Annotated in this window: 11 protein-coding genes; 7 read left to right on the forward strand and 4 right to left on the reverse strand. The window is 62.3% G+C overall.

Translation table 11 applies throughout. The annotated features are described in order from the left end of the window. Positions 1-7 precede the first annotated feature (7 nt). Positions 8-1,312: an NAD(P)/FAD-dependent oxidoreductase gene (locus ACYVNQ_RS15940; protein ID WP_460903463.1), complete on the forward strand. Its 1,305-nt coding sequence runs from the start codon at positions 8-10 to the stop codon at positions 1,310-1,312. Between the two features lie 256 nt (positions 1,313-1,568). Next, positions 1,569-2,303 carry an SDR family NAD(P)-dependent oxidoreductase gene (locus tag ACYVNQ_RS15945; RefSeq protein ID WP_460903464.1) on the forward strand — a complete coding sequence of 245 codons (735 nt, stop codon included), beginning with the start codon at positions 1,569-1,571 and terminating at the stop codon, positions 2,301-2,303. 13 nt (positions 2,304-2,316) lie between these two features. Here ACYVNQ_RS15945 and ACYVNQ_RS15950 read toward each other — a convergent pair whose 3' ends face one another. Further along, positions 2,317-3,210, reverse strand: a complete 894-nt coding sequence (locus ACYVNQ_RS15950; RefSeq protein WP_460903604.1) for a LysR substrate-binding domain-containing protein — start codon at positions 3,208-3,210, stop codon at positions 2,317-2,319. A 166-nt stretch (positions 3,211-3,376) separates the two neighbouring features. Next, on the reverse strand, positions 3,377-3,796 hold the full coding sequence (locus ACYVNQ_RS15955) for a DUF3331 domain-containing protein (protein WP_460903465.1): 420 nt from the start codon (positions 3,794-3,796) through the stop codon (positions 3,377-3,379). A gap of 378 nt (positions 3,797-4,174) precedes the next feature. Between ACYVNQ_RS15955 and ACYVNQ_RS15960 the strand changes: the two genes are divergently transcribed. From ACYVNQ_RS15960 to oxlT, 3 genes are all read left to right on the forward strand, one after another. Further along, a complete protein-coding gene (locus tag ACYVNQ_RS15960) occupies positions 4,175-5,191 on the forward strand; it encodes a DUF2891 domain-containing protein (protein ID WP_460903466.1) in 1,017 nt (338 codons plus the stop codon). A gap of 131 nt (positions 5,192-5,322) precedes the next feature. Continuing rightward, on the forward strand, positions 5,323-7,056 hold the full coding sequence (locus ACYVNQ_RS15965; RefSeq protein WP_460903467.1) for a tetratricopeptide repeat protein: 1,734 nt from the start codon (positions 5,323-5,325) through the stop codon (positions 7,054-7,056). A gap of 442 nt (positions 7,057-7,498) precedes the next feature. Next, positions 7,499-8,845: an oxalate/formate MFS antiporter gene (gene oxlT, locus ACYVNQ_RS15970; protein ID WP_460903468.1), complete on the forward strand. Its 1,347-nt coding sequence runs from the start codon at positions 7,499-7,501 to the stop codon at positions 8,843-8,845. A gap of 127 nt (positions 8,846-8,972) precedes the next feature. Here the strand turns inward: oxlT and ACYVNQ_RS15975 are convergent, their stop codons facing one another. Both ACYVNQ_RS15975 and ACYVNQ_RS15980 read right to left on the reverse strand, forming a co-directional pair. Continuing rightward, a complete protein-coding gene (locus ACYVNQ_RS15975; RefSeq protein ID WP_460903605.1) occupies positions 8,973-9,959 on the reverse strand; it encodes an aldo/keto reductase in 987 nt (328 codons plus the stop codon). 156 nt (positions 9,960-10,115) lie between these two features. Continuing rightward, complete coding sequence (locus ACYVNQ_RS15980) at positions 10,116-11,027, reverse strand: LysR family transcriptional regulator (protein ID WP_460903469.1); 912 nt, start codon at positions 11,025-11,027, stop codon at positions 10,116-10,118. 180 nt (positions 11,028-11,207) lie between these two features. Between ACYVNQ_RS15980 and ACYVNQ_RS15985 the strand changes: the two genes are divergently transcribed. Together ACYVNQ_RS15985 and ACYVNQ_RS15990 are read left to right on the forward strand one after the other, a co-directional pair. Then, positions 11,208-12,572: an MFS transporter gene (locus tag ACYVNQ_RS15985; RefSeq protein ID WP_460903470.1), complete on the forward strand. Its 1,365-nt coding sequence runs from the start codon at positions 11,208-11,210 to the stop codon at positions 12,570-12,572. After that, complete coding sequence (locus tag ACYVNQ_RS15990) at positions 12,569-13,111, forward strand: GAF domain-containing protein (protein WP_460903471.1); 543 nt, start codon at positions 12,569-12,571, stop codon at positions 13,109-13,111. The genes ACYVNQ_RS15985 and ACYVNQ_RS15990 overlap by 4 nt, the downstream gene beginning before the upstream one ends. The last annotated feature ends 11 nt before the right edge of the window (positions 13,112-13,122 follow it).

Raw genomic sequence — 13,122 nt, forward strand, 5'->3', positions numbered from 1 at the left:
CTCTCCGATGTCCCCAACTCTCGACCAGCGCGCGGACGCACTGATTCGCCACTCCTTCTACGAAGCCACCACGCCGCGCCCGGCGATCGACGACCCTGTCCTCGCCGACACCCTCGACGTAGACGTCTGCGTGATCGGTGCAGGTTTCGCCGGCCTTTCGGTTGCGCTCGAATGCCGGGCACGCGGCCTGACCGTTGCCGTGCTCGATGCGCATCGAGCCGGCTGGGGCGCATCGGGGCGCAACGGCGGCCAGATGATCGTCGGCTTCGCGAAAGACGAAGTCCTCGACCAGCAACTCGGCACGGACGGTGCACGCGCGGCATGGGCGTTATCGGTGGAAGGCGTGAGGCTGGTGCGCGAGCGGATCGAGCGCTACGGCATCGATTGCGACCTGACGCATGGATATTTGACAGTCGCGACGAAAACCAGACGTGTGCCGGACTTGCGCGGCTGGATGGACGCAGTGACCACACGCTGGGGATATCCGCAGTTGCAGTGGCTGGAACGCGATGAAATGCGCGGACGCATCGCTTCCGAACGCTATCTGGCTGGCGTCTACGATCCGCTGTCGGGGCATCTGCATCCGCTCAAGTATTGCCTTGGCCTCGCGCAAGCTGCGCGCAGCGAGGGCGCGCTGCTGTTCGCGGATTCGCAGGTGGTCGAGGTGGTACGCGGCGCGCAACCGCTGGTGCGCACACGCAACGGTGCGGTACGTTGCCGTTTTGTCGTCGCGTGCGGCAATGCGACCATCGGCAATGTGTTGCCGGCTACCGTGGCGGCGCGCGTTGCGCCGATCGCTTCGTACATTATCGCCACCGAACCACTCGGCAACGCACGCGCCGATGCGCTGATCGCGGGCCGCGAGGCCGTCTGCGACAACAACTTCTTTCTCGACTACTTCCGCCTGTCCGCAGACCATCGGATGTTATTCGGTGGACGCGCCACGTCGACTGGCGTGCCGCCCGAGCAGATCAGCGAGCAGATCCGCCAACGGATGCTGGCCGTGTTTCCGCAACTGGCCGACGCGCGCGTCGAATATTCATGGGGCGGCTTTGTCGACGTCACGCGCAACCGTGCACCGGATTTCGGTGCGATCGATCCGAATTACTTTTATGCGCAAGGCTTTTCAGGGCATGGCGTGGCACTGACCGGCATCGCAGGACGCGTGATCGCACAGGCCATCGTCGGCGAGCGCGCAGCGTTCGATCTTTTTGCAAAGCTCAGGCATGCGCGCTTTCCGGGCGGTGCGACATGGCGCGCGCCCGCCCTCGAACTCGGCATGCTTTATCACCGGTTGCGGGAATGCTTCTAGATCGCGGCGCAGTTCACGCGCCTCTAACACCAAAGGTGCTGTCCGTCTACGCACTTCAGAAAGCCGAGCACCCTCGACTATTTTTACACGTGTGGCACAGGCTTTGTTGCCCCTGCGTAATTCGGTGGATCGAGCTCGTCATTTTTTGAGCAACAGTAACTCGAATTCACCCGGTTAAACGATCGCACGCTAACCGGCATGATGTGCGCACAGCCAGCAGCGATGGCAACCAGCAAAGCGCATTCAAGGACTTTCTATGTCGAACAGACCACGCACCGTTGTCATCACCGGCGCCTCGAGCGGCATCGGCCTCGCGCTGGCGCAAGCCTGCATCGCGCGCGGTTACAACGTGGTCGGCAATGGGAGGTCGGCAGACCGCCTGAACGCCGCCGCGCAAACAATCGGCAAGCCGGAAAACTTTCTGGGCATCTCAGGCGACATCGCACTCGCCGACACGTCGAAGCGTCTGTTCGACGCAGCGATTGCGAAATTCGGACGCGTCGACGTGCTTGTCAATAACGCCGGCGTTTTTGTGGCTAAGCCCATTACACGCTATACGCCCGACGATCTCGACAGCTTGATCGACACCAACCTCAAAGGCTTTTTCTATCCGACCCAGATCGCCGCCGAACATATGATCGGCAACGGCGGCGGCCATATCGTGAACATCACGGCAGCAGTCGGCATTCAGCCGAACGCGAAGGTTCCGTCGGTCTTGCCGACAATGGTTAAAGGCGGTCTCAACCAGGCCACCAAAGCGCTTGCGATCGAGCTGGCTCCGCATCACATCAAGGTCAATGCAGTCGCGCCGGGCGTAATCGACACGCCGTTGCACAACCCTGACAAACATGAGTTTCTCGCGACACTCAATCCGTTTAGCCGCGTCGGCGACAGCGCGCAGATCGTGGCCGCGGTGCTTTATCTGATGGATTCGGACTTCACGACCGGCGTGATCTTGCCCGTAGATGGAGGCGCAAGCGCCGGTCGCTAGATCGTTCAGGAATTCAGGCGTTGAGTTTCGACAACGCGTCTCTCAGGCGCGGCGCCACGAAATCGATGAAACGGCGCAGCTTCAGCGGCATCAGGTTACGCGATACATGAACCAGGTGGATCGGCACAGGCTGCGCCTCGAATTCTTCGAGCACGATGCGCAGTTTGCCTGCGGCAACCGCGTCGGCGACGTGATAGTGCAGCAGCTGCGTAAAGCCGACGCCGTTCATCGCCGCCTCGACCGCCGAGTCGGGACTCGACACCTGCAAACGCGGCACCACGTCGACGGTGGTGTACTCACCGGATTCCGGCAAGCGAAAACGCCAGTACGGCGACAGCATCGGCCCAGTGAACATCACGCACGGCATGTTGGCCAGCTCGTGTGGATGCTGCGGCACACCGTGCTGGGACAGTACATCGGGGCTCGCGCAGGTGACGAAGCGAAACGAGCCGATCCGCGTGGCAATCATACCGCTATCGGGCAGATTGCCGATGCGTACCGCCAGGTCGACCCGGGCATCGACCAGATCGACGTTGCGGTCGGATTGCATGATCTTGACGTTGATGTCGGGAAACAGCGCCAGAAAATTAACGACTTCCGGCAACACGTAGAGACGGCCGAACAACATCGACGTGGTAATCACCAGTTCGCCGCGCGGCGTAGTGAATTCGCCGGCCGCCTCGCGCTCCTGCTCATCGACCAGTTCGAGGATGCGACGTGCCGTTGCCACGTAGGCCTCGCCGGCATCGGTCAGCGTCAGTTTGCGTGTGGTGCGCGTCAGCAACTTCGTGCCTAGCTGATCCTCCAGATCGCTGACCTTTCGGGTGAGCGTCGGCACGGGAATATTCATTTCTCTCGCGGCCGCAGAAAGGCTTCCTTTCTCAACCGCGGCCAGCAACATGGCCATCGCTTCCAGTCGGTCCAAAGTCGCTTATCCATTTATCGACGAGATGGCTTTCGATTCTAGTGGATTCGATAGCGAAGCGGTAGACGAGGCAATAAGCCCGCAAACAGGTGGCTAAAGACCGCGCTCGGGTAGCCCGGTCAGCTTGCGAAACGCAGTTCGCCACCGATCAGACATAGCCCGGCACCGCGGACGCAAGAATCATCCGTCCGGCGTTGGCCGGCGCCTTGGTCGCGCGGGCATGTGGTCGAAACACCGGGTCGCCGCGGCGAATCGGTGTACCGGTCAGCACGCACGCTGCGTCGATACGCGCAAAGCCCATCCGCCATATCTGTTCCGCGTAGCGTCCGGAACACGGGTCGCTCCAGTACACGCTGATCGTCACCGACGAAAGTTTGTCCACGATATTCACGCGCACCGTTTGCGGGCCACCGTCGAGCGTTTCTAAAGCCGGCGGCTGCCGCTTCAACTGCATCGCACCGCGCAAGCTGCAAGCCGCTTTACGGCTCGCTGTATTGCCTGCCGGCTGCGGCATCAACAGGCCAACGAGTGCGCGCCGCACGATATCGTCTTCGATGCGAGTGGTCATCGAAGCACCCAGGCATCGTCCTGCGACAGCGACATGCGAAAGAAATGTATGACGTCCATGAAGTTACCGCTCTATCAAAGTGAACTGCGCCGAATGGCATTTCGTCTGCCCGCTTGCGCACCTGATCGCGAGGCATCGAGCCAGCCGAAATTCGCTTGATGCGCTACTCAATGTCTGCGCGACGATTATGACTTGCCGGATTTCAAATAAGACACGCGAATGGAGAACGCATCGTTTGAGCAGATCGAACGACCGGCACTGCGTAGACGGGCGGATATGGCGTCACGCAAACCTGACACAATAAGCGTTGCAACACGCCCGGTGCTATCGGTAACACGGCACCGCCCATGGCTCGACCTTGATTCGCGAGAACCTTCGATGTCCGCCTATCTGCAACTCGATGCCGCCACTGCGGCGAAATTCGCACGGCTCGCGCTCGACCATCTGACGCGCGAATACCCGAACAAGCTGACCCACGCCCTCGCCGGCCCGCAAGATGTGCAGGGCCCGCGTGCGCTGCATCCGATTTTCTACGGCAGCTACGACTGGCATTCGTGCGTGCACGGCTACTGGCTGGTGCTGCATCTGCTCGACCGTTTCCCGGATCTGCCGGACGCCGCGCGCATCGTCGCCGTTGTCGATGCGCACTTCACCGAAGCAAATGTAGCCGGCGAACGCGCGTATCTGGACTTGCCGCACAACCGCGGCTTCGAGCGTCCTTATGGTTGGGCGTGGCTGCTCGCGCTCGCCGCGCAACTCGATGCGCTCAAGCTGCCGCAAGCCGCACGCTGGTCAAGCACGTTTGCGCCGCTCACCGAGGCATTCGTCGAGCGTTTCGGCGAGTTCCTGCCGAAGGCGACTTACCCACTGCGCGTGGGCACGCACTTCAACACGGCATTTGCGCTCGCACTGACGCTCGATTTTGCGCGTGCGACGGCACGCACATCGCTCGAGCAACTGATCGTCGCCACGTCGAAACGCTGGTATCTGAACGACGCGGGCTGCCAGGCATGGGAGCCCTCCGGCGACGAGTTTCTGTCGCCGGCGCTGATGGAGGCCGAACTGATGCGCCGTGTGCTCGCACCCGCGGAATTTGCGGACTGGTTCACGCGTTTTCTACCTGACCTCGCGGCGCGCCAGCCGGCAACGCTGTTCGCGCCGGCCACCGTGACCGACCGTAGCGACGGCAAGATCGCGCATCTGGACGGCCTGAACCTGAGCCGCGCATGGTGCCAGCGCGCGCTCGCGCGTGCATTGCCGCAGACCGACGCGCGACACCACGTGCTGCTCGAAGCTGCTGAACTTCATCTGCGAGATGCGCTTGCTCACGTCGCGGGCGACTATATGGGCGAACACTGGCTTGCCACCTTCGCGACGCTCGCACTCGAAGCCTGAACATGCGCGCCCGAAGGTGACGTGACCGCAAGGCATCGGCCGCAACGCCCGGCAAATGTAAGCTCGTCCATATATAGTCCGCCGTCGGCGGCAAGCATTAGTGTCAGGCAGCCGCACTCTCAGACAGAACGATGACCAGGAAGCCCCTCACCCCACGCCAGATCGATGCGCTGCTGCAACAGGCCCTGGCCTTGCAAAAGAATGGCGCGCTGGCCGAAGCAGAAGAGCTGTACCGCGAATTGCTCGCTGCGCGGCCGCGCCACTTCGACGCGCTGCAACTGCTCGGCACACTGATGCTGCAGCAAGGCCGGCTCGAAGAAGGTGCCGCGCAACTACAGCGCGCACTCGCAGTCGACGCAAAGCAGCCCGCGCTGCACTCCAATCTGTCATACGCGCTGAACGCCTTGCAACGTCACGCAGAAGCGTTAGCCAGCGCGAATCGCGCGCTCACGCTGCAACCGCGCTTTGCAGACGCGTTGAACAATCACGGCACTGCGCTTGCCGCACTCGAACGGCCGCACGATGCACTGGCGAGCTTCGACAAGGCAATCGCGCTGGCACCCGACATGGCGCCCGCATGGAACAACCGCGCATGCACACTGCGCGATCTGAACCAGCCACAAGATGCGCTGTCGAGCTGCGAGCGCGCGCTTGAACTGCAACCCGCCTATGCGCAGGCGTGGAGCAACCGCGCGAATGCGCTAAGCGATCTCGACCGCGCAGCCGATGCGCGCGCGAGCTACCAGAAGGCGCTGGACATCGCGCCTGCATTTGCCGATGCATGGAACAACCTCGGCCTGACGCTGATCGATCTCGGCGAGCATGAAGCCGCTCTCGCTGCGTTCGAACGTGCACTCGAACTGAACCCCGACTACCTTGAATGCCGCTGGAACCGCTCGAATTGCCTGCTGCGCATGGGCAGGTTCGACGAGGGCTGGCGGGAATACGAAGTGCGCTGGCAGCGGCGCTGGATTGGCGCGCGGCCACGCGCTTTTGCGCAGCCTCTATGGCTTGGGGACTTTTCGCCTGGCGGCAAGACGATTCTGCTTCATGCGGAACAGGGCCTTGGCGATACGCTGCAGTTTTGCCGCTACGCGACGGAGGTCGCACGCCTTGGCGCGAAGGTGCTACTCGAAGTGCCGGCACCGCTGCTGCGGCTGCTGCAGAGCCTCGACGGCGTTGCGCAGTTGATCGAAGAAGGCGCACCGCTGCCGGACTTCGATTGTCACTGTCCGCTGCTGAGCTTGCCGCTCGCGTTGCGCACGACGCTGGCATCGATCCCTGCAACCACGCCTTATCTGCACGCGAGCCCCGCGGACCTCGAGCAATGGGCGCAGCGCGTCGGCCCACGCGAGCCCGGCACGTTGCGCGTAGGCCTCGTATGGGCCGGCGGCGATCGTCCCCAGGTTTCAGAGCTACGCAGAACCGATCGGCGCCGCTCGTTGCAACTCGAAACATTCGCACCGCTTCTGAATGTGCCGCATGTGCGTTTCTATAGCCTGCAAATCGGCGATGCCGCGCATCAGGTCGCGGCACTGAACGCGCCACGGCAAGAACCGCAGCGTATCGCCGATTTCACCCGCGAGATCGCCGACTTCGCCGACACCGCTGCATTGATCGGGCAACTCGATCTGGTGATTTCCGTCGATACGTCGACCGCGCATCTGGCCGGCGCGCTAGGCAAGCCTGTCTGGATTCCGAACCGCGTCGACACGTGCTGGCGCTGGCTGCTCGCACGCGACGACAGCCCGTGGTATCGAAGCGCGAGGCTGTTTCGTCAGCAACGTCTCGGTGAGTGGCACGACGTGATCGATGCAATGGCAAACGCATTGGCCGAGCATGCGCGGACCTACGCGAGGCAATGACGCCTTGCCGCCGGTTCATTGCACCGACGCGTAGCGATGCGATATCAGGATTCAACACCACACATCATCAATCGATAGCCGCTCTAGCCGGCGCTATGCGCGACATCCCACAACCCTACGAATAAAAAACTTTACTTTACGGTTTGCTTTCATCTATAAAGGCAATGCATGTTGCGAACCCGCTTTGTCTCGCCGCATGTCCTCGCCCGCAAGCCCCAACTTGCGGGCTTTTTTTATTTAGGCCTGTTGAGATAAGCGTTTCCTTCATTTTCCTTTCTTTCGATGAATGGCCTGGTGAAAACCCCGTCGTTTCTTTCGCTTTACTTACTTGATATATCACATACTATGTCAATCCATGACCGGCCTTTCGTACGGCAGGCGATGCCTTAGTCGCATCGTCCCCGCAAACACAAAGCAAGGCACACATGCCTAGGAGACAGCAATGAAAACGGATCACCAGGGACAAGCGTCGTCATGGATGGCGACGCCATGGGTGCAACTCGTATTCGGCGTGATATGCATGGCCATGATCGCGAATATGCAGTACGGCTGGACCTTGTTCGTCAATCCGATCAACGAGAAGTATCAGTGGGGCCGTGCGGCAATTCAGGTGGCCTTCACGATCTTCGTGGTCACGGAAACGTGGCTGGTGCCGGTGGAAGGCTACCTGGTCGACCGCTTCGGCCCGCGGCCGGTGGTCGTAGGCGGCGGCCTGCTGTGCGCAATTGCATGGGCGCTTAACTCGGTGGCCGGATCGCTGCCGATGCTGTACTTCGCTGCGGCTATCGGCGGTATCGGCGCGGGCGCGGTGTACGGCACCTGTGTCGGCAATGCGCTGAAGTGGTTCCCGGATCGTCGCGGGCTGGCGGCCGGCATCACCGCGGCAGGCTTCGGGATGGGTTCGGCGGCCACCGTCGTGCCGATTGCCAGCATGATCAAGAGCGCCGGCTACGAAGCGACCTTCCTGTGGTTCGGTCTTGGCCAGGGGCTGATCGTCTTCCTGCTCGGCCTCGCGCTGATCGCGCCGTCGGCCAACGTGCTCGCCACCGCGAAGAACGTTGCGAACGCCGCGAAGCGCGTCGTGCATAACGCAACGCCGCGCGAAGTGATCACGTCGCCGGTGTTCTGGGTGATGTACCTGATGTTCGTGATGATGGCCGCCGGCGGTCTGATGGCCACCGCACAGCTCGCGCCGATCGCCAAAGACTTCGGCCTGCAGGATTCGCCGGTTTCGCTGCTCGGCCTGACGCTGCCTGCGCTGACCTTCGCACTGACCATCGACCGCGTGCTGAACGGTTTGACGCGACCGTTCTTCGGCTGGATCTCGGACCGCATCGGCCGTGAGAACACCATGTTCCTCGCGTTTGCGATCGAGGCGATCGGCATCGTTGCGCTGTCGCGCTACGGCCATAGCCCGGTGGCATTCGTCATCCTGACCGGCATGGTGTTCTTCGCGTGGGGCGAAATCTACAGCCTGTTCCCGGCCACCTGCGGCGACACGTATGGACCGAAGTTCGCGGCGACCAATGCCGGCCTGCTGTACACGGCAAAAGGCACCGCCGCCTTGCTGGTGCCGTTTTCCAGCGTGATTACCGCGGCAACCGGCAGCTGGCATGCAGTGTTTATGCTGGCTTCGGGTATGGCTGCACTGGCAGCACTGCTCGCACTATTCGTGCTGAAGCCGATGCGGCGCGCCTATGCGTTGCAACATTCGACGCCGAGCCGCGAGGTGCCGTATGGCGGCACGCTCGTCAGCGATTCGGCGCGGATCTCGGCTGACGGGCATTGATAGGCTGACGATCGGTAGCGCGGTGCATGGATAGACAGCATCGCGCACGCAAACGGACCGATCGGTTCACAAAAAACGGGCCGCTTTTAACAGCGGCCCGTTTGGCGTTTACGGCTTACGTCGGTACTTACCAGCGCTGATGCACGTGCGGCGCGATCAGTTCGTCATAGATCTTGCGCGCATGCTCGAGCACTTCCTCTTGCAGCGGCGCAAGCGCGCTGGCCTGCGCATTGGCCTGCGCCTGCGCGGCGTTCTTCGCGCCCGGAATGACCACCGTCACGGCCTTTTCCATCAGGATCCAGCGCAACGCAAACTGCGCCATCGTCGCGCCTTGCGGCACGCTGCGGCGCAATGCCTCGACTGCTTCGAGCGCGACCTCGTACGGCACGCCTGAGAAAGTCTCGCCGACATCGAAGGCTTCGCCGTGCCGGTTGAAGTTGCGATGATCGTCGGCGGCGAAGGTGGACTGCGCATTCAGCTTGCCGGTCAGCATGCCGCTCGCGAGCGGCACACGCACGATCACCGCGATGTTCTTCGCCTGCGCTTCACGGAAGAACAACTGCGCCGGACGCTGACGGAAGATGTTGTAGATGATCTGCACCGACACGACATCCGGATACTCGATCGCCTTCAACGCTTCTTCGACGCGCTCGACCGACACGCCGTAGTGCTTCAGCTTACCCTTTGCGACCAGCTCGTTGAGCCCGTCGAACAGTTGCGGGCGAAAGTACACGTCGGTGGGCGGGCAATGCAGTTGCACGAGGTCGAGCGTATCGACACCGAGATTTTCGCGGCTGCGGTCGATGAACGCTTCGAGATTCGCCTTCGTATAGCCGTCGGCAACATGCGGATTGAGCCGGCGTCCGGCCTTGGTCGCGACGACCGGCCGCGGGCCGCCGCGCTCGTTGAGCACGTCGCGAATGATGCGTTCGGAGCGGCCGTCGCCGTACACGTCGGCGGTATCGATGAACGTTACGCCGGCATCGAGCGCCGCATTGAGCGCTTGCCGTGCATCCGCGTCCGACACGTCGCCCCACGAGCCGCCGATCGCCCATGCGCCAAACCCGATTTCCGCAACATCCCAGCCAGTACGGCCGAAGCGGCGATGATTGATCTGCATCAAACGTCCCTCCTTGTTCAACATGTGAGATTGACATGACCGCTAGCGGCCAAGCCTGCTAGTGTGCCAGCAAGTCGTGTCGTTTCGCTTGCGGCGCGCTTGTGGCGCGCTTGAGGCATATACGCAAAGTGCAGATGCAAAACGCACGCACTATGCGCCGAACATGCCGACTAGTTGCTCGCGCAACCAGCGGTGCGCGGGCACGCTCTCATTGCGCTGATGCCAGAACAGGCTGATCACGCGTTCCGGCGCTTCGAGCGGCGCACGCACGCTGACCAGTTCGCCGGCCATGCCGAAGCGTTCGCACAGATCGCGCGGCATCACTGCGATCAGATCGCTCTCGCGCACCATTTCCGCAGCTACGGCGTAATGGTTCACCGTCGAAACCAGATTGCGCTTGTAGCCGCGCGACGCCAGAAAAATCTCGAACGACGGCTGCGTCTGGCCGGCAAGACTGACGTCGACGTGCCGCGCATTCAGGAAGCGCCGCGCCGTCAGCCGCCCGGCGCTCGCCAGCGGATGATCGCGCCGCATCAGGCACGCGTATTCGACAGTCCACAACGAGCGCGAGCGGATAAACGAAGGCGGCAGCGTCTCGTTCACGTAAACCCCGATCAGACAATCGACGCGATTGTCCTCGAGCAAGGTTGGAGCATCGAGCAAAAGGTTCGGCACCGAATGGAAGTGCAGCCCGGGCGCCGTTTCGCTGAAACGCGCAATCAGCCGCGGCATCACGATGCCGGCCACGTAGTCGGACATCGACAGGCTAAAGCTGGTTTGCGCCGTCTCGGCGGAGAACGATTCTTCGTCGAGTGCCGCGCGAATCCGCGTTAGCGATTCGCCGAGCGGCCCCCACAGCGCCAGCGCGCGCTGCGTCGGCGTGACGCCCGAGCCGTGGCGCACGAATAGCGGATCGTCGAACGCCTCGCGCAACCGGCTCAACGCATTGCTGACTGCCGGCTGCGTCAGCGCCAGTTTCGATGCGGCACGCGTGACCGTGCCTTCCGACATCAATGCCTCGAATACTTTGAGCAGGTTCAGGTCGAGCGTGCGGAAGTTCATCGTTGATTAGCCCGGCGTACATTCAGCGCATTTATATAGCGGATCACAATTATAAATATTGTTGACGTTGCGCCAAGCCCTAGAATCGCCATGCATGGCGTGTTCCGCATACGGTCAAGCGCACGGCGAGATGCGCTAAGGCCGCCACGATGTTGGTTTCTGACAAAGGGAGAGCAAAACGTGTCGACGATATCCGGCCGCATCGAACGCTTGCCGTTCGGGCGCTTTCACAAGCGCCTGCTGTTGATGGGAGGCCTGGGCTACACCTTTGATGCGATGGATGCGGCGATCGTCGCGTTCGTGCTGCCGGTGCTGCGGCACGAATGGGCGCTGACCAGCGTGCAGACCGGCGTGCTCGGCAGCGGCAACTTCATCGGCTATTTCTTCGGCGCGCTGTGTGCGGGCACGCTCGGCGATCTGATCGGCCGGCGCAAGGTGATGATGTGGGCATTGCTACTGTATAGCGCGGCGACCGTGGTCAGCGCGACGACCCACTCGTGGCCCGCGTTCCTCGCGGCGCGCATCATCTCTGGGATCGGCACCGGTGCGGAGAGTGCGATTATCGCGCCCTACCTCGCTGAATTCGTTGCGCGGCGCTATCGTGGGCTCTTCACGGGTTCGCTTGCGGGATTCTTTTCGTTCGGCTTTGTCGGCGCGGCCTTGCTTGGCTATTTCATCGTGCCCGCGTTTGCCGACGGTTGGCGCATCGTGCTGTACATCACGGCGGCGCCGGTCGTGATGCTGCTGTGGTGGCGCCGCGCGTTGCCCGAATCGCCGCGCTGGCTCGAAAGCCGCGGACGCCAAACCGAAGCGGACGCCGTGCTGAACAAGATCGAAACCGAATTTGCCGCGCAAGGCGTCACCCTCCCGCCGCCTGAAACGCAGGGGCCAAGCGGTGCAGCCGCTGCGCCGACCGGCACGCTGCTCGCCAATTTCCGCGCGCTGTGGGCCGGCCGCCAGGCACGTATCACGTCGATGACCTGGCTGATGTGGCTCGCCATCACGTTCAGCTACTACGCGTTTTTCACGTGGATTCCGGGTCTGCTCGTGCAACGCGGCATGAGCATTACGCAGAGCTTCGGCTATTCGGTGACGATCTATCTCGCGCAGATTCCCGGCTATTTCAGCGCAGCGTGGTTTAACGAACGGATCGGCCGGCAAGCGACCATCGCGTCGTATATGGTGCTCGGCGGGGCCTGCGCACTTGGCATGGCGTTCGCGAGCACGCCCAACGAAATCATGCTGGCAGGCATCTGCCTGTCGTTCTTTATGAACGGCACATATGCGGGCGTCTATGCGTACACCTCCGAAGTCTTCCCGACGGGCGTGCGCACGACCGGCACGGGTCTCGCGTCGGCGATCGGCCGCATCGGCGCGATCGTGTCGCCGATTCTGGTCGGCTATATGTTTCCGAAGTTCGGCTTCGGCGGCGTGTTCGGCATGACGACCGTCGTGCTGGTACTCGGTGCACTGGCGGTGCTCGTGATGGGCGTGCCGACCCGCGGACGTTCGCTCGAGGAAATCGCTGCGGGAGAGGCTGCATGAGCGGCGCCACGAGTGCGATGGCCGGCGCGCAAAACATCGGTTGCGATGACGTGTTGCAGGCGCTGCAGGAAGTCGCGGATGCGCAAACGCATCGACACGCTCAAGCGCCGCATGCACTCTATACAGCACTCGACCACGCGCTCGCACGCACGATCGGCCATACGCTGTTCACGATCCTGTCGTACGACCCCGTGACCCGCGAATCCGCGCGCATCTACAGCAACATGCCGGTGCCCTATCCGACTGGCGCTAAAAAACCGCTCGCCGGCGGCCCGTGGGTCGACATCGTATTGGAGCGTGGCGACGCCTATATCGGCCGCACGCGCGACGATCTCGCCAGCGTGTTCGCCGATCACGAACTGATCGCATCGCTTGGCTGCGAAAGCGTGCTGAACGTGCCGGTGCGCTGGCGCGGGCAAACGCTTGCATCGCTGAATCTGCTGCACACGCAGAACTGGTATCGGGAAGAGCAGGTGCCGCTCGCGCGTGCATTCGCGCAATACGCGCTGCCTGCGCTGCTCGATCCGCAAACCGATTGACTGAGGAGGAA

It is taken from the genome of Paraburkholderia jirisanensis (assembly GCF_054782355.1).

Coding starts and splice junctions, on each gene's coding strand:
- ACYVNQ_RS15940 (WP_460903463.1), top strand. CDS start 8: ATGTCCCCAACTCTCGACCAGCGCGCGGACGCACTGATTCGCCACTCC.
- ACYVNQ_RS15945 (WP_460903464.1), top strand. CDS start 1,569: ATGTCGAACAGACCACGCACCGTTGTCATCACCGGCGCCTCGAGCGGC.
- ACYVNQ_RS15950 (WP_460903604.1), bottom strand. CDS start 3,210: ATGGCCATGTTGCTGGCCGCGGTTGAGAAAGGAAGCCTTTCTGCGGCC.
- ACYVNQ_RS15955 (WP_460903465.1), bottom strand. CDS start 3,796: ATGACCACTCGCATCGAAGACGATATCGTGCGGCGCGCACTCGTTGGC.
- ACYVNQ_RS15960 (WP_460903466.1), top strand. CDS start 4,175: ATGTCCGCCTATCTGCAACTCGATGCCGCCACTGCGGCGAAATTCGCA.
- ACYVNQ_RS15965 (WP_460903467.1), top strand. CDS start 5,323: ATGACCAGGAAGCCCCTCACCCCACGCCAGATCGATGCGCTGCTGCAA.
- oxlT (WP_460903468.1), top strand. CDS start 7,499: ATGAAAACGGATCACCAGGGACAAGCGTCGTCATGGATGGCGACGCCA.
- ACYVNQ_RS15980 (WP_460903469.1), bottom strand. CDS start 11,027: ATGAACTTCCGCACGCTCGACCTGAACCTGCTCAAAGTATTCGAGGCA.
- ACYVNQ_RS15990 (WP_460903471.1), top strand. CDS start 12,569: ATGAGCGGCGCCACGAGTGCGATGGCCGGCGCGCAAAACATCGGTTGC.